Genomic DNA, 18,445 nt, shown 5'->3' on the forward strand with positions numbered 1-18,445 from the left:
AGTCCGTGGCCGGGGCCGGGTCGTACCCGTCCTCGTGCCCGCGCCCCGGGCCCGTCACGACGTCACCGCGTCACGCTGCTCCGGAAGCGGCGCGCAGTTCCCGCTTGAGGACCTTGCCGGCCGCCGACATCGGGAACTGCGCCACGCTCTCCACGCTGCGCGGGCACTTGTAGCCGGCGATCTCCTGCTTGCAGAACTCCTGCAGTTCCTCCGCCGTGAGCGTGGCGCCGGGCACCAGGACGACCATGGCGTGCACCCGCTCCCCCCACTTGGCGTCGGGCAGGCCGATCACCGCGACCTGGGCGACCGCCGGATGCTTCGCGACCACGTTCTCGACCTCGGTCGAGTACACGTTCTCGCCGCCGCTGACGATCATGTCCTTGAGCCGGTCGACGATGTACACGTAGCCGCGTTCGTCCATGTAGCCGACGTCACCGGTGTGCATCCAGCCGTCCCGGACCGCCTCCTGGGTCTCGGCCGGCTTCTTCCAGTATCCCAGCATGACGTGGTCCCCGGCGGCGACGATCTCGCCGATCGTGCCGGGCGGCACCTCCGTGCCCTTCTCGTCCACGATCCGCACCCGGGCGTACGGGGCGGCCCGGCCGACCGACCGCCGCAGCACCGGGTCGTCGTGGTCCTCGTCCAGCAGCAGCGTGGTGGACGGGGACAGTTCGGTCATGCCGTACACCTGGAGGAACTGCGCGGACGGGAAGGCCGCGCGGGCGCGGGTCAGCAGCGTCTCGGAGATCGGGGACGCCCCGTAGGCCAGCAGTTCCAGGCTGCTCAGGTCGTAGGAACCCGCGTCGGGGTGGCTGACGATCGCGTCGATCATCGCCGGCACCAGCAGGGTCTGCTTGGCGCGGTGCTCCTCGATGGTGCGCAGCACCCCGGCCGGGTCGAACATGGCGACCGGCACCGTCGTCATGTCCGCCATCATGCCGACGATCCAGAAGGCGAACCCGGCCAGGTGGAAGGCCGGCGCGGCCAGGATGGACGTGCCGCCGCGCGGGAGGCGGGTGTGCAGCAGGGTGCCCAGGGCGGTGACGAAGAGCTGGCGGTGCCCCAGCATGACGCCCTTCGACACGCCGGTCGTGCCGCCGGTGTAGAAGACGCCGGCCATCGCGTCGCCCTGCCGGTGCACGTCCTCGACCGGTTCGGCGGCCAGCAGTTCGGCCAGCGGCACCAGGCCCTCGGGCGTGGGCTGGTCACCGCAGTGCACGATCGTGCGCAGGCCCGGGGTCCGCTCCCGCAGGGCCGACGCCATCGGCAGGAACGCGTCGTCGAGGAACAGGACGGACACGTCGGCGTCGTCCAGCGCGTACGCGTGCTCCGCCACGCTCCACCGGGTGTTGAGCGGGACGATGGCCGCGTCCGCCCACGCGGTGGCGAGCGCGGCCTGGCAGAACCGGTCGGTGTTCAGCGACAGCAGGCCCACCCGGTCGTCCTTGCGCACACCGAGCCCGATCAGCCCGCCCGCGATACGGCTGACCGCGTCGTAGGTCTCCCGGGCCGTGTACGTGCGCGTGCGGTACGCGGTGAACGGTAGGTCGGGCGACTGCCGCACGGCTCGGTGCAACGATTGGGTGAGGTACATGGGTTGCCCTTCGTGACGTCGTTCTCGGTGGCTCGCGGGTTCCGGTCTCCGGCCGCTGCCGAGGGAGCCGAGGGAGTCGAGGGAGAGGTCGGAACCGCCGTGTGATGGCCGCCGGGCAGCGGCGGGCACCTGGTGCGAGGAGCGGCCTGACGCGACGACCCGGTGAGCCCGCTCCTCGCATCAGGCGCCTGCCGCGCTCGCACCAGGTCGTTACTCCGCCTTGCGCTTCCCGGAGAACTTGAACGTCATGAACGCCGCCTTGACCTTGCCGCTCATGGTGTCGCCGTCCACGGTCCCGGTGGTCTTGACCTTGATCTTGGCCGGGGAGGTGAGCTTGGCGGTGTAGCTGAACTCCGTGCCGTGGATCTCGCCGTCGTCGATCGGGGTGCCGTCGAAGGTCCCGGTCATGGTCGTGCCGTCGGTGCTGAGCACCAGGTCGGCCTGCTTGTCACCGGTAGGACCCTGATACGTGATCGCCCAGGTGCCGTCGACCGTCATGTCATTCCTCCTGCTGATCGTTGCTTGCTGCTCGTTACTCGCTGTCGTTGCTCGCTGCTCGTACCGGCCGGTCTGCCCGGCCGCTTCCCTGCTGTTGTCCTCCTGCTGTCATCTCCCTCCGGGCCGGCCGGTCTTCCGGCCGGTCAGTCTTCCTCCGCCGACCGGTCCGCCGTGAGCCACTTCTCGGTCGCTTCCGCGGTCGCCGCGGACGACGCCTCGATCAGGGAGAAGTGGTCGGCGGCGATCTCCACCTGGTCGTCGCAGACGTCCCACGCGGGCCAGTCGGAGACGTCGGCGTGCTCGCCCAGCGGCCGGCCCGCACGGATCAGCAGGCTCGGGGCGCTGATCTCCTCCGGGCCGCGCTCGCCCAGCAGCCGTACGTAGCTGCCCATGGCGAGCCAGCTGGCGTCGTCGATCACGGCGGCCTCCTGCTCGCGGTCGAGGATCTCCGTCATCACCAGGGAGAAGACACCGAGGATCTCCTTCTCGTCCGTCGGCGTGGGGGTGTCGAGCATGACGACGCCGACCGGACCGGCGTCCTCCTCCTCCAGGCGGGCGGCGATCGAGTGCGCCATGACGCCTCCGATCGAGTAGCCGACCAGGACGAAGGGGTCGTCGCCGACCGCCCGGCGGACCGCTGCGACCAGGGCCGCGATCGCGGCGTGCCAGGAGCCCGGCGCCGAGTCCGTGCCCTGGAATCCCGGCAGCGTGCAGGCGAAGACGTCCCGCGTCCCCTCGAACCGGTCGGCGAACCGCATGAACTGGTGCGGGCCGGAGCCGGGCATGAAGGACGGCACGCACACCAGCTTCGGCAGGCCGCTGCCCGAGGCGAGTCGGACCACGTGCCCGCCGCCGTCCGGCAGCCCGGACGACGCGAAGGTGGGTCGGAACCTCGATGCCGCGGTGAGCAGCGGCAGCGCTTCGGCGATGGACTGCGTCGTGTGGGCGTGGTGCATCAGCGCGCTGAACGTGCCGTTGCCGGTCTGGCCCCCGGACGAGGCGCGGGCGGCGTTCCCGGCCGCCGAGCGCGCTCCGCCCGAACCACCCGTGCCGGTCCCGGCGGCCGACTCGGCCGCGGCCTCGGTCGCGGCCTCGCTGAGCAGGAGCCGGGCGACGGCGGCGGGTTCGGGGTGGTCGAAGACCAGCGTGGTGGGCAGGCGCAGGCCGGTGGCCTGGGTGAGCCGGTTGCGCAGCTCGACCGCGGCCAGCGAGTCGAAGCCGAGGTCCCGGAACCCGCGGTCCGGGTCTACCGCTTCGGGCGAGGGGTGGCCGAGCACCGCGGCGACGTGCGTGCGGACCAGTTCGAGGGCGACCTGTGCGCGTTCGCTCTCGGGCACGGCGGTCAGCCGCCGGGTGAGCGCCCCGCCGGCCGCCGGGGTGCGGCGGGCCGGGGCGCTGACCAGGCCGGCCAGCAGCGGCGGCAGGAGGCCGCCGCCGGCCTGGGCGCGCAGTGCGACCGTGTCGAACCGGGCCGGGACCACCAGGGCCCGGTCGTGCCGGCTGCCCTGGTCGAACAGTTCCAGGCCCAGTGCGGCGGGCATGGGCTGGACGCCTTGGCGGGCCAGCCGGGCCAGCGCCGCCTCGTCGAGGCCGCCGGCCATCCCGGTCTCCTCGGCCCACAGGCCCCAGGCCAGCGACACGGCGGGGCGGCCCTGCGCGCGCCGCCGGGCGGCGAGCGCGTCCAGGACGGCGTTGGCGGCTGCGTAGTTGCCCTGTCCCGGGCTGCCGATCAGCCCGGCGGCGGAGGAGAACAGCACGAACGACCGCAGGTCCAGCTCCGCGGTCAACTCGTCGAGCAGCAGGGCCGCGTCGACCTTGGGCCGCATCACCCGGTCCACCTGCTCCGCCGTCAGCGAGGTCACCACGCCGTCGTCCAGGACGCCGGCCGCGTGCACCACCGCGGTCAGCGGAACCTCCAACGAGCCCAGCAGCTCGGTCAGTTGCTCGCGGTCCGTCACGTCGCACGCCACGACCCGAACCCGGCAGCCGGTCGCCTCCAGCTCCGCGGCGAGTGCGTCGGCCCCCGGCGCGGCCGGGCCCCGCCTGGACACCAGCACCAGGTGCCGGACCCCGCCCGCGGTGGCCAGGTGCCGCGCGACCAGCGCGCCCAGGCCCCCGGTGCCACCGGTCACCAGCACCGTGCCGTCCACGTCGAGCGGGCCGGGCACGGTGAGTACCACCTTGCCGGTGTTGCGGCCCTCCCGCAGGAACCGGAACGCCTCCTGCCCGTCCCGTACGTCCCAGGTCCGCACCGGCGCGTGGGACAGCACGCCCCGGTCGAACAGGTCCAGCACCGCGGTCAGCATCTCCTGGATGTGTTCCGGTCCGGCCTCGAACGCGTCGAACGCCCGGTACCGCACGTCCGGATGGGCTTCGGCCACCGCCTGCGGGTCGCGGACGTCGGCCTTGCCCATCTCCAGGAACCGGCCGCCGCGCGGCAGCAACCCGAGGGAGGCGTCGATGAACTCGCCGGCCAGCGCGTTGAGGACCACGTCCACCCCCGCACCGTCGGTGACGCGCGCGAACGTGTCCGCGAACTCCAGGTCCCGCGACGACGCGATCCGCTCGGCCGGCACGCCCAGGGCGCGTACGGCGTCCCACTTGGCGGGGCCGGCGGTCGCGTAGACCTCCGCGCCCAGCCGCGTGGCGAGTTGCACCGCCGCCATCCCGACCCCGCCCGCCGCGGCGTGCACCAGCACCCGCTCCCCGGCCGTCAGTCCGGCCAGGTCCACGAGCCCGTAGTACGCCGTCAGGTAGACCACCGGCACCGCGGCGGCCTGCTCGTACGACCAGCCCTCGGGCATCGGCGCGACCATCCGCCGATCCGCGATCGCCGCCGTACCGAATCCCTCGGGGATCAGGCCCATCACCCGGTCGCCGGGCGCCAGGTCCGTGACTGCGGAGCCGGTCTCCAGGACGATCCCCGCCGCCTCACTGCCCAGCGGCGCGTCTCCCGGGTACAGGCCCAACGCGATCAGCACGTCACGGAAGTTGAGCCCCGCGGCCCGCACCGCGACCCGGACCTCGCCCGCATCCAGCGGGCGGTCGGCACCGGACGGGACGAGCGCCAGGCCCTCCAGCGATCCCTTCGCGACCGAGGCCAGCGACCACGGCCCCTCGGCGGGCACCGCGGAGCCGGTCGACCGCGCCAGCCGCGGCGCCGTCACCCGTCCCTCGCGCACCGCGACCTGCGGCTCGTCGAGCGCGGCGAGCGCGGCCCAGTCCGGACCCGTTCCCTCGCCGGTGTCGCCGTCAACGATGCCGCCGGTATCGCCGGTGTCGCCGGCCGGGTCGAGGTCCACCAGGGCGAACCGTCCCGGGTGCTCGGACTGCGCGCTGCGCACCAGACCCCACACCGGAGCCTGGCCGAGGTCGGGAGCCTCGTTGCCCACGCCGACGCCGCCGCGGGTCACCACCACGAGCCGTGCTCCGGCCAGCCGTTCGCTCTCCAGCCATCGCCGCATCAGCGTCAGCGCGTCCGCCGTGGCGGCCCGCGCGGCGCCGGCCTCGTCGCCGGCCGGTGCCGTGGTCCCGATCGAGGTCACGACCGCCTCGGGCACCGTCGCGCCCGCGGCCAGGGCCGCTTCGAGCGCACCCAGGTCCGCGTACCGCTCCCCGGCTCCCGCCTGCTCGCCGAGGATCGCGACCCGGGCCGCGGCGGCACCGGCCGTGACCGGTATCCAGTCGACGGTGAACAGCGATCCGTCACCCGGCCGCCTCGCTCCCGCCAGTTGCGCGGGATCGATCGGGCGGGAGGTGAACTCCGTTACGCAGCCGAGGGGTTGGCCGTTCTCGTCGGCGATGTCGATCCGGGTCGTGGACGGGCCGGCCGGGGTGATCCGGACCCGTGCCCGCGACACGCCGTGCTGGTCCAGGTGGACGCCGGACCAGGAGAAGGGCAGCTCCACCGCCGCGCTCGCGTCGTGGTCGAGCAGCCCGCCGTGCAGCGCGGCGTCCAGCAGTGCCGGGTGGATGCCGAACCCCTGGGCGGAGCCGGCCTGCTCGTCCGGCAGGACCACTTCGGCGTAGATCTCCTCGCCGTCGCGCCAGGCGGCCCGCAGCCCCTGGAAGACCGGCCCGTACTCGTAACCGGCCTCCGCCAGCCGCTCGTACAGCCCCTCGACCGGCACCGCGACGGCGCCTTCCGGCGGCCAGTACGCGGGGAACGGCACCGCGGGAGCCTCGACCTCCGAGCCGAGCCTGCCACGCGCGTGGCAGGTCGCCTCGGGGCGCTCGCCGTGTCCGTTGCCTTGCGGGCGGGTGTAGACGGCGAGGGCACGGTGGCCGTTCTCGTCGGGTTCCGCCACGGTGACCTGCAGGTGGACGGCCTCGCCGACGGGCAGGGGCAGCGGTGCCTGCAGGATCAGCTCCTCGACCACGGGGGCGTCGACCTGCCGTCCGGCGGCCAGCGCCAGTTCGGTCAGGGCGGCGCCGGGCACGAGGACCGTGCCGAGCACGGCGTGGTCGGCGAGCCAGGGCTGGGTCTCCAGGGACAGGCGGCCGGTCAGCAGCCACTCGTCACGGTCGCCGACCTGAACGGCGGCGACCAGCAGCGGGTGGTCGAGCCGCGCCTGCCCGGCCGCGGCCGCGTCGCCTGCCGCGGCACGGGGCAACAGCCAGTAGCGTTCCCGCTGGAAGGCGTACGTCGGCAGGGATACGGTCTTGGCGCCGGTGCCGGCGTAGTACGCGGCCCAGTCGACCGTGACCCCGGCCGCGTGGGCCTGGCCGAGGAACGCGGCGAACGCCTCCGGCTCACCCTGACGGGCCCGCAACGCGGGCACCAGCACCGCCTCACTGTCCGCCTCCTCCAGGACCTGACGGGCCAGCGCGGTCAACGATCCGTCCGGCCCCAGCTCCAGGAACCGCGTCACCCCGAGCCCGGCCAGCGCGCTGATCCCGTCAGCGAAGCGCACCGCCTCCCGCGCATGCCGCACCCAGTACGACGGGTCCGCCAACTCACCCGGCAACGTCACCGCACCCGTCACGTTCGACACCACCGGAATCACGGGCTCAGCGAACCGCAAACGACCCGCCACCTCCGCGAACTCCGCCAACATCGGCTCCATCAACGCCGAGTGGAACGCATGAGACACCCGCAACCGGGTCGTCTTCACCCCCTCCCACACCGACAACCCCAGCCACTCCTCCAGCGCCTCCCGCTCACCGGAGACGACCACCGCACGCGGTCCGTTGATCGCGGCGACCGACAGTCGATCGGTGAACTCGGCCAGGGACTCGCGCACTTGCTCTTCATCGGCCTGCACCGCCGCCATCGCCCCGCCGGCCGGCAACGCACCCATCAACCTGCCCCGAGCCGCCACCAACGCGCTCGCGTCCGGCAGGGACAGCACCCCGGCGACGTGGGCCGCCGCGATCTCGCCCACCGAGTGACCGACCAGGAAGTCCGGCCTCACGCCGAGCGACTCCGCCAACCGGAACAACGCCACCTCCACCGCGAACAACCCCGCCTGCGTGAACTGCGTCGCGTTCAGCAACTCGGCCTCCACCGAGCCCTCTTCCGCCGCCAACACCTGCGACAACGGCCGCTCCAACAGCGGATCAAGCTCCGCGCACACCTCGTCCAGCGCCCGCTTGAACACCGGGAACACCGACGCCAACCCCAACCCCATCCGCGCCCGCTGCGCCCCCTGACCCGAGAACACGAACGCCGTCTTCCCCGAGACAGCGCGGCCCTGGACGGTGCCCGCACCCGGCTCACCGACGGACAGCGCCAACAGCCCCGCCAGCAACGACTCCCGATCAGCAGCAGTCACCGCGGCACGATGCTCCAGATGCGCCCGCGTCGTCGCCGCCGAGAACGCCGCGTCCAACACACCAAGCTCCGACCGCGCCAGCAGATGCTCCCGCAACCGACCGGCCTGCGCCCGCAACGCCACCTCATCCCTCGCCGACACCACCACCGGCACCACTCGCCGGACTTCCCGTTCGGCCTGGGCGGACGCCTGCGAGTCCGTGCCCGTACCCGTGCCCGGCTGCGGCTCCGTGTCGATCCGCGCGGGCGCCTCCTCCAGGATCAGGTGGGCATTCGTGCCCGAGACGCCGAAGGACGACACACCCGCGCGGCGAGGCCGGCCGAGGTCGGTCCAGGGCCGGGCGTCGGTCAGCAGCTTGACCGCACCGGACTCCCAGTCCACGTGCCGGCTGGGCTCGTCGGCGTGCAGGGTGGCGGGAAGTTGCCGGTGCCGCAGCGCCTGCACCATCTTGATCACCCCGGCCACACCGGAAGCGGCCGAGGAGTGGCCGATGTTCGACTTGACGGAGCCCAGCCACAGCGGTTGCTCGTCCGGGCGGTCCTGCCCGTACGTCGCCAGCAGGGCCTGAGCTTCGATCGGGTCACCGAGCCGGGTACCGGTCCCGTGCCCTTCCACCGCGTCCACGTCGGAGGGGCCGAGCCCGGCCGCGGCCAACGCCGCCCGGATCACCCGCTCCTGCGCCGGGCCGCTCGGCGCGGTCAGCCCGTTGGACGCGCCGTCCTGGTTCACCGCGCTGCCCCGGATCACGGCCAGCACGTTGTGTCCCAGGCGCTGAGCGTCCGACAGCCGCTCCATCACGACCAGGCCGACACCGTCGGAGAAGCCGGTGCCGTCAGCGCCTTCCGCGTACGACTTGCACCGGCCGTCGGGCGAGAGCCCGCGCTGCCGGGAGAACTCCACCAGCAGGAACGGTCCCGACATCACGGTCACGCCGCCGGCCAGCGCGAGCGAGCACTCGCCGTTGCGCAGTGCCTGCGCGGCCAGGTGCATCGCCACCAGCGACGACGAGCACGCCGTGTCCACCGACACCGCGGGACCCTGGAGCCCGAAGGTGTAGCTCAACCGACCCGAGACCACGCTCGTCGTGGTGCCGGTCAGCCGGAATCCCTCCAGGTCCGGCGTCGCCCCACCGGCGTACTCCGACGCGACCGCGCCGCAGAACACGCCGGTGTCGCTGCCGCGCAGCAGGGCCGGGTCGATCCCGGCGTCCTCCAGCGCCTCCCAGGCACCTTCGAGCAGAAGCCGCTGCTGCGGGTCCATCGCCAGCGCCTCGCGCGGGCTGATCCCGAAGAACCCCGCGTCGAAGTCCCCGGCCCCGTCGAGGTATCCGCCGCCGCGCGTGTACACGGTGCCGGCCTGGTCGGGGTCCGGGTCATAGAGCCGCTCCAGGTCCCAGCCACGGTCACCGGGCAACTCCGTTATCGCGTCCCGGCCCTCGGCGACCAGGTCCCACAACTGCTCGGGCGATGCTGCGCCCCCCGGATAACGGCAGCTCATCCCCACGATCGCCAGCGGCTCGTCCGCGTCCGCCCGCCGCCGGGCCGGAACCCGTACGGCAGGGGCGGCGACGGCACCGGATTCGGCGCCGGGCACCTGGGTCACCAGGAACCGCGCCACCGCGGCCGAGGTCGGATGGTCGAACACCAAGGTGGCCGGCAGCTTGAATCCGGTCGCCTGGGCCAGCCGGTTGCGCAGCTCGACCGCGGCCAGCGAGTCGAACCCCAGCTCCTTGAACGCGCGCTCCGCATCGACCGCCGACGCCGCCGCGTGCCCGAGCACCGCCGCGACCTGCGCCGTCACCAGCTCCAGGGCCACCTGCTCCCACTGCTCGCGCTCGACTCCCGCGAGCCGGGTCGCCAGTGACCCACCGCCGCCCGCGCGGGCCGGGCGGCCCGGCGAGCGGACCAGCCCTGCCAGCAGCGGCACCGCCGTCCCGGTCCGGGCCTGCGCCCGCAACGCGGCCAGGTCCAGCTGCACCGGCGCGACCAGCGCGGCATCCACCCGCTGTGCCGCGTCGAGCAGTTCGAGGCCGAACTCGGCAGCCATGGGCTGCACACCCATCCGGCTGAGCCTGGTCAGTTGTGCGGCGTCCAGCTCTCCGGTCATCCCGGTCTCCGCCGCCCACAAGCCCCACGCCAGCGACACCGCCGGACGACCCTGCGCCCGCCGCCACGCCGCCAACGCGTCCAACCCGGCGTTCGCCGCCGCGTAGTTGCCCTGCCCCGCGCTTCCGATCAACGCAGCCACCGAGGAGAACAGCACGAACGACTGAAGGTCGGTGCCTGCCGTCAACTCGTCGAGCAGCAGCGCCGCTTCCAGCTTCGGCCGCATCACCCGCTCAAGCTGCTCCGGCGTCATCGACTCCAGCAGCCCGTCGTCCAGGACGCCGGCCGCGTGCACCACACCCGCCAGCGGAACCTCCAACGAGCCGAGGAGTTCCGTCAGTTGCTCCCGGTCCGCCACATCACACGCAGCGACCCGCACCCGGCACCCGGCCGCTTCCAGCTCCGCGACCAACTCGCCCGCACCCGGCGCCTCCAGACCACGCCTCGACGCCAGCACCAGATGCCGCGCACCACCAGCAGTGACCAAGTGCCGCGCCACCAGCGCACCCAGACCCCCGGTCCCACCCGTCACCAGCACCGCGTGACGCGGGTCCGCCGGCTGCGGAACGGTGAACACCACCTTGCCGGTGTTACGCCCCTCCCGCAGGAACCGGAACGCCTCCGCATACCGCCGGATATCCCAGGTACGGATGGGCGCGTGCGACAACACACCCCCGTCGAGCATCTCCACGACCTCACCGAGCATCTGCCCCAGCCGCTCAGGACTCACCTCGAAAAGGTCGAACGCCCGGTACTCCACACCCGGATGAGCCTCAGCCACCGCCCGCGGGTCACGGACATCCGCCTTCCCCATCTCCAGGAACCGCCCACCCCGCGGCAGCAACCCGAGCGAGGCATCGACGAACTCACCCGCCAACGCGTCCAGCACCACATCCACACCCGCACCGCCGGTCTCCCGCGCGAACACCTCCGCGAACTCCAGATCCCGCGACGACGCGATCCGCTCACTCGGCACACCCAAGGCACGTACGGCATCCCACTTCGCCGGACTCGCCGTCGCATAGACCTCCGCACCCAGATGCGCGGCGATCTGCACCGCCGCCATCCCGACACCGCCCGCCGCGGAATGCACCAGCACCCGCTCCCCGGCTTCGAGTCCGGCCAAGTGCACCAGCCCGTAGTAGGCGGTCAGGTACACCACCGGCACCGCCGCCGCCTGCTCGAACGACCAGCCCTCGGGCATCGGTGCGACCATCCGCCGATCCGCGATCACGACAGGTCCGAAGGTGTCGGCGGTCAGACCCATCACCCGGTCGCCGGGCGCGAGGTCCGTGACTCCGGGGCCGGTCTCCAGGACGGTCCCGGCGGCTTCGCTGCCGAGCGTGGCGTCGCCGGGGTAGAGGCCGAGGGTGATGAGCACGTCGCGGAAGTTGAGTCCCGCGGCCCGCACGGCGATCCGGACCTCGCCCGCCGCCAGCGGGCGGTCGGTGTCGGAGGGGACGAGCGCCAGGCCCTCCAGCGATCCCTTCGTGACCGCTTGCAGCAGCCACGGCCCTTCGGTGGGCGCCGCCGACGCGGTCGCCCGGGCCAGCCTGGGTGCCAGCACCCGCCCGCCGCGCACCGCGACCTGCGCGTCGCCCAGAGCGGCGAGCGCGGCCCAGTCCGGCGCCGTTCCTTCGCCGGCACCGCTGCCGGCGTTGTCCGGGCTGTTGGCGGTGTCGCCGGTGTCGCCGGCCGGGTCGAGGTCCACCAGGGCGAACCGCCCCGGGTGCTCGGACTGCGCGCTGCGCACCAGACCCCACGCGGCAGCCGCCGCCACATCCGGCGCCTCCCCACCGGTCGAAACCGCACCCCGCGTCACCAGCACCAACCGCGCACCCGACAGCGCATCCGCAGCCAACCACCCCTGCACCAGCTCCAGCGTCCGCGCCGCGACCGCACGTACCGAACGCGCCACGTCGACCGCGCCGTCGTCCACCGCGCCGCCCTCGGCCGCGCCGGACGGCACCACCGTCAGCACCGCGTCCGGCACCGTCGCACCGGCCGCCACCGCGCCGACCAGGGCGTCGAGGTCCGCGAACCGCTCGCCGGCCTCCGCACCCGGCACCACGGCCGCCGCACCGAGCACCGCGACGCTCGCCGGGGCAGCGCCGTCCGCACCCGCGACCTCGGCCCACTCCATCGTGAACAGCGAGCCGTCGGCCGCCCGCGCGGTACCCGCCAACTGCGCCTGGTCCACCGGCCGGGAGGCGAGTTCCCGTACGCAGGCGATCAGCCCGCCGTTCTCGTCGGCGATGTCGATCCGGCTCGCGGACCGTCCGGCCGGGGTGATCCGGACCCGTGCCCGCGACACCCCGCGCTGGTCCAGCCGGACGCCGGACCAGGAGAACGGCAGCTCCACCGCCGACGTCCCGTCCCGGTCGAGCAGCCCGCCGTGCAGCGCGGCGTCGAGCAGGGCCGGGTGAATCCCGAACTCCCGCGCGGACCCGGCTTCCTCGGGAAGGGCGATCTCGGCGTAGACGTCCTGGCCGTCGCGCCAGGCCGCCCGCAGCGCCTGGAACGCGGGGCCGTACTCGTACTCGGCGTCGGCCAGCCGCTCGTACAGTCCCTCGACCGGGACCGGTTCGGCGCCCGGCGGCGGCCACTCGGCCGGGAACGCCAGCGCGAGCAGGCCGGTCTCCTCGGCCAGCACACCTCGTGCGTGGCACGTCATCACGTCGTCCGCCGGGGCCGGGCCGTCGTGCTCGGCGGGACGCGACCGGGTGTAGATCGCCACGTCCCGGCGGCCGTCAGGGCCCGGTTCGCCGACCATGACCTGCAACGGCACCGCCTCGTGAACGGGCACCGGCAGCGGGACCTGGAGGACGAGTTCGTCCACCACCGGGCAGCCGACCTGCCGGCCGGCCGCCAGGGCGAGTTCCACCAGTGCCGCGCCCGGTGCGATGACCGCGCCGAGGACGGCGTGGTCCGCGCTCCACGGCTGGACCTCCTGCGACAGCCGCCCGGCGAAGAGCCACTGGCCCTGGTCGCCGACCGGGACCGCGGCGGTGAGCAGCGGGTGGTCGAGCCTGCCCAGCCCGGATACGGCGGGGTCGCCCGCCCCGGTGAGCGAGGACAGCCAGTAGCGTTCCCGCTGGAAGGCGTACGTCGGCAGGGATACGGTCTTGGCGCCGGTGCCGGCGTAGAACGCGGCCCAGTCGACCGTGACCCCGGCCGCGTGGGCCTGGCCGAGGAACGCGGCGAACGCCTCCGGCTCACCCTGACGGGCCCGCAACGCGGGCACCAGCACCGCCTCACTGTCCGCCTCCTCCAGGACCTGACGGGCCAGCGCCGTCAACGATCCATCCGGCCCCAACTCCAGGAACCGCGTCACCCCGAGCCCGGCCAGCGCGCTGATCCCGTCAGCGAAGCGCACCGCCTCCCGCGCATGCCGCACCCAGTACGACGGGTCCGCCAACTCACCCGGCAACGTCACCGCACCCGTCACGTTCGACACCACCGGAATCACGGGCTCAGCGAACCGCAAACGACCCGCCACCTCCGCGAACTCCGCCAACATCGGCTCCATCAACGCCGAGTGGAACGCATGAGACACCCGCAACCGGGTCGTCTTCACCCCCTCCCACACCGACAACCCCAGCCACTCCTCCAGCGCCTCCCGCTCACCCGAGACGACCACCGCACGCGGTCCGTTGATCGCGGCGACCGACAGTCGACCGGTGAACTCGGCCAGCGACTCGCGCACCTGCTCTTCATCGGCCTGCACCGCCGCCATCGCCCCGCCGGCCGGCAACGCACCCATCAACCTGCCCCGAGCCGCCACCAACGCACTCGCATCCGGCAAAGACAGCACCCCGGCGACATGCGCCGCCGCGATCTCCCCCACCGAATGCCCGACCAGGAAGTCCGCCCGAATCCCCAGCGACTCCGCCAACCGGAACAACGCCACCTCCACCGCGAACAACCCCGCCTGCGTGAACTGCGTCGCGTTCAGCAACTCGGCCTCCACCGAGCCCTCTTCGCCCGCCAACACCTGCGACAACGGCCGCTCCAACAGCGGGTCCAACTCCGCGCACACCTCGTCCAGCGCCCTCCCGAACACCGGGAACACCGACGCCAACCCCAACCCCATCCGCGCCCGCTGCGCCCCCTGACCCGAGAACACGAACGCCGTCTTCCCCGAGACAGCGCGTCCTTGAACGGTGCCCGCACCCGGCTCACCCAGCGAGAGCGCCGCCAACCCCGCCAGCAACGACTCCCGATCAGCAGCAGCCACCGCGGCACGATGCTCCAAATGCGCCCGAGTCGTCGCCGACGAGAACGCCGCGTCCAACACACCAAGCTCCGACCGCGCCAGCAGATGCTCCCGCAACCGACCGGCCTGCGCCCGCAACGCCACCTCGTCCTTCGCCGACACCACCACCGGCACCACGGGCAGCACCACCTCGGGCTGCTGCTCGGGCTCCTCGGCGAGCGCCGGGGCCTCTTCCACGATCACGTGCGCGTTGGTGCCGCTGACGCCGAAGGACGACACGCCCGCGCGGCGCACCCGGTCCCCCGCCGGCCAGGGCCGGGCCTCGGTCAGCAGCCTGACCGCGCCCGACTCCCAGTCCACGTGCGGGGACGGGGCGTCCACGTGCAGGGTGGCGGGGAGTTGCCCGTGCCGCAGCGCCTGCACCATCTTGATGACGCCGGCCACGCCGGCCGCCGTCGAGGAGTGGCCGATGTTCGACTTGATCGAGCCCAGCCACAGGGGCTGCCCGGCGTCGCGGCGCTGGCCGTAGGTCGCCAGCAGCGCGTGCGCCTCGATCGGGTCTCCCAGCCGGGTACCCGTGCCGTGGCCCTCGACCGCGTCGACCTGGTCAGGGCGCAGCCCCGCCGAGGCCAACGCGGTCCGGATCACCCGTTCCTGGGCCGGACCGCTCGGCGCCGTAAGCCCGTTGGACGCGCCGTCCTGGTTCACCGCGGTACCCCGCAGCACCGCCAGCACGTTGTGCCCCAGACGGCGGGCGTCCGACAGCCGCTCCAGCACGATCAGGCCGAGGCCGTCGGAGAAGCCGGTGCCGTCGGCGCCCTCCGCGTACGACCGGCACCGGCCGTCGGGTGACAGGCCGCGCTGCCGGGAGAACTCCACCAGCAGGAACGGCCCGGACAGGACGGTCACGCCGCCGGCCAGCGCCATCGAGCACTCACCGGAACGCAGCGCCTGCGCGGCCAGGTGCATCGCCACCAGCGACGACGAGCACGCCGTGTCCACGGAGACCGCGGGACCTTCAAGGCCCAGGCTGTACGCCACCCGGCCCGAGACCACGCTCGTGGTTCCGCCGGTCATCCGGAACCCTTCGAGCTCCGGCCCGCCGCCTCCGGTCATCAGCCCCGAGACGTAGTCGGAGGGGCCGACACCGCAGAACACGCCGGTGTCGCTGCCCCGGAGCGAGGCCGGGTCGATCCCGGCGTCCTCCAGCGCTTCCCAGGCACCTTCGAGCAGAAGCCGCTGCTGCGGGTCCATCGCCAGCGCCTCGCGCGGGCTGATCCCGAAGAACCCGGCGTCGAAGTCCCCGGCCCCGTCGAGGTATCCGCCGCCGCGCGTGTACACGGTGCCGGCCTGGTCGGGGTCCGGGTCATAGAGCCGCTCCAGGTCCCAGCCACGGTCCCCCGGCAGCTCCGATATCGCGTCCCGACCCGCGGCGACCAGGTCCCACAACTGCTCGGGCGACGACGCGCCACCCGGATAACGGCAGCTCATGCCCACGATCGCCAGCGGCTCGTCCGCATCGGCCCGCCGCCGGGCCGGAACCCGCGCCGCCACCGCCTTCCCGGGGCTCACGCCCGACATCTGCGTCACCAGGAACTTCGCGACCGCCGTCGGCCTCGGGTGGTCGAATATCAGGGTGGCAGGGAGCTTGATTCCGGTCGCCTGGGCCAGCCGGTTGCGCAGCTCGACCGCGGAGAGCGAGTCGAAGCCCAACTCCTTGAAGGCCCGGCCGGCATCGACCGCCGACGCCGAAGCGTGCCCGAGCACCGCCGCGACCTGCGCGGTCACCACGTCGAGCGCCACCCGCTCCCACTGCTCCCGGTCCACCCCGGCCAGCCGGGTCGCGAGGGACCCTCCGCCGCCCGCGCGGGCCGGGCGGCCCGGCGAACGCACCAACCCGGCGAGCAGCGGCACCGCCGTCCCGGCCCGGGCCTGCGCCCGCAGCGCGGCCAGGTCCAACTGCACCGGCGCGACCAGCGCGGCATCCACCCGCTGCGCGGTGCCCAGCAGTTCGAGGCCCAGCTCCGAGGGCAGCGGCTGTACGCCCAGCCTGTTCAGCCTGGTCAGTTGTGCGGCGTCCAGCTCTCCGGTCATCCCGGTCTCCGCCGCCCACAGGCCCCACGCCAACGATACGGCCGGGCGCCTCCGTGCACGCCGTCGCGCCGCCAGCGCGTCCAACCCGGCGTTCGCCGCCGCGTAGTTGCCCTGTCCCGCGCTTCCGATCAGTGCGGCCACCGAGGAGAACAGCACGAACGACCGCAGGTCCAGCTCCGCCGTCAACTCGTCGAGCAGCAGAGCCGCTTCCAGCTTCGGCCGCATCACCCGGTCAAGCTGCTCCGGCGTCATGGACGCCACCAGCCCGTCGTCCAGGACGCCGGCCGCGTGCACCACGCCCGCCAGCGGAACCTCCAACGAGCCGAGGAGTTCCGTCAGTTGCTCCCGGTCGGCCACATCACACGCAGCGACCCGCACCCGGCACCCGGCGGCTTCCAGCTCCGCGGCGAGTTCGCTCGCACCCGGCGCCTCCAGGCCACGCCTCGACGCCAGCACCAGATGCCGCGCACCACCAGCGGTGGCCAAGTGCCGTGCCACCAGCGCACCCAGACCCCCGGTCCCACCCGTCACCAGCACCGTGCTGTCCGCGCCGGCGCCCAGCAGCGGCTCCGTCCCCAGCGCCGCTGGCACGACGGCCCGCGTCAGCCGGGGAGCGAGCACCTGCCCGCCGCGCACCGCCACTTGCGGCTCGTCGTACGCGACGAGCGCGGTCCAGTCCGGCCCCGCTCCTCCGTCGCCGCCGGCCGGCTCCAGGTCCGGGTCCAGGTCCGGGTCGAGGTCCACCAGGGTGAACCGTCCCGGGTGCTCGGACTGCGCGCTGCGCACCAGACCCCACGCGGCAGCAGCCGCGACATCCGGCGCCTCCCCGCCGGTCGAGACCGCGCCCCGGGTCACCAGCACCAACCGCGCACCCGACAGCGCATCCGCAGCCAGCCACCCCTGCACCAGGCCCAGTGTCGCCTCCGCCGCCGCATGCGCCGACCGCGCGACGTCCACCGCGGCACCGTCGAGCGCCACCGCGGCGGACGGCACCACCGTCACCACCGCGGCCGGCGCCTCGGCACCCGCGGCCACCGCCGCGACCAGCGCTCCAAGATCCGCGAAGTGCTCGTCCGTTCCGGTCGGTTCACCGATGCCGGCCACCCGCGGCCGGGCCGTGTCCGCGGCCTGGGCGACGGGGCTCCACTCCACCGTGTAGAGCGATCCGGCCTCCGGCCGCCGCGCGCCTTCCAGTTGTCCCTGGTCCACCGGCCGGAACGCGAGCTGCTCGGCGCTGAAGACCAGTTCGCCCTGCTCGTCGGCGATGTCGGCCCGCAGCGCGGAGTCGGCCGTCGAGGTGATACGGACCCGCACCCGGCCGGAGCCGGACAGTCCGAGCCGCACGCCCGACCAGGAGAAGGGCAGTTGGGCGGCGTGGTCGTCACCCGTGTCGAGCCAGCCGAGTCCTCCGTGGAGCGAGGCGTCGAGGAGCCCGGGGTGGATGCCGTACTGGCGGGCACTCGCGATGTGGTCGTCGGGGAGGGCGACCTCCGCGTAGATGTACTCGTCCTGCTCCCAGGCGGTGTGCAGGCCCTTGAAGGAGGGGCCGTAGTCGTAGCCGAGGCCGGCGAGGCGGTCGTAGAGGTCGTGGACGGCGACGGGCCGGGCGTCCTGCGGCGGCCAGGTCTCCGCCCAGTCCGCGGATGCGGGGACACCGGTGTCGGGTGTCAGGATGCCGCGGGCGTGGCAGGTGGGCTGGACGCTCTCCTGTCCCTTGCTCTCGCTCGGCGCGGTGTAGATCGCCAGCTCACGGCGTCCGTCCTCGTCGGGCGCCGCCACCGTGACCTGGAGGTCGAGCTCGTCGCCCTCGGACAGCAGCAACGGAACCTGGAGCACCAGTTCCTCGACGACCGGGCAGTCCACCTGGCCGCCCGCCGCCAGTGCCAGTTCCACCAGGGCGACGCCGGGAACGATCACCATGCCGAACACCGCGTGATCGCGGACCCATGCCTGCGAGTCCAACGACACCCGCCCGGTGAACACCCACTCCCCCCGGTCGCCGACGCGCACCGCGGCCGACAGCATCGGATGCCCGAACCGCGCCAACCCAGCCCCCGCCAAATCCCCACCCCCGGCCCCCACCGGCAACCAGTACCGCGACCGCTGGAACGCATACCCCGGCAAATCAACCCGCCCGGCACCCGAACCGGCAAAGAACGCGGAC

The 18,445-nt window shown here is 73.6% G+C and carries 3 protein-coding genes; all 3 read right to left on the minus strand.

Annotated features, from left to right (window positions below; translation table 11 throughout):
- Positions 1 to 70: 70 nt before the first annotated feature.
- Positions 71 to 1,594 carry a long-chain-fatty-acid--CoA ligase gene (locus tag OG370_RS12275; RefSeq protein ID WP_328463493.1) on the minus strand — a complete coding sequence of 508 codons (1,524 nt, stop codon included), beginning with the start codon at positions 1,592 to 1,594 and terminating at the stop codon, positions 71 to 73.
- Positions 1,595 to 1,804: 210 nt separating this feature from the next.
- Positions 1,805 to 2,092 carry a hypothetical protein gene (locus tag OG370_RS12280; protein WP_328463495.1) on the minus strand — a complete coding sequence of 96 codons (288 nt, stop codon included), beginning with the start codon at positions 2,090 to 2,092 and terminating at the stop codon, positions 1,805 to 1,807.
- Positions 2,093 to 2,235: 143 nt separating this feature from the next.
- On the minus strand, positions 2,236 to 18,306 hold the full coding sequence (locus OG370_RS12285) for an SDR family NAD(P)-dependent oxidoreductase (protein WP_328474034.1): 16,071 nt from the start codon (positions 18,304 to 18,306) through the stop codon (positions 2,236 to 2,238).
- Positions 18,307 to 18,445 lie beyond the last annotated feature (139 nt).

The sequence above is a fragment of the Streptomyces sp. NBC_00448 genome, assembly GCF_036014115.1.
Classification (GTDB): Bacteria; Actinomycetota; Actinomycetes; order Streptomycetales; family Streptomycetaceae; genus Actinacidiphila.

Excerpts from the sequence above, each read along its gene's own strand:
- OG370_RS12275 (WP_328463493.1), bottom strand. The coding sequence starts at position 1,594 with ATGTACCTCACCCAATCGTTGCACCGAGCCGTGCGGCAGTCGCCCGAC.
- OG370_RS12280 (WP_328463495.1), bottom strand. The coding sequence starts at position 2,092 with ATGACGGTCGACGGCACCTGGGCGATCACGTATCAGGGTCCTACCGGT.
- OG370_RS12285 (WP_328474034.1), bottom strand. The coding sequence starts at position 18,306 with ATGCTGTCGGCCGCGGTGCGCGTCGGCGACCGGGGGGAGTGGGTGTTC.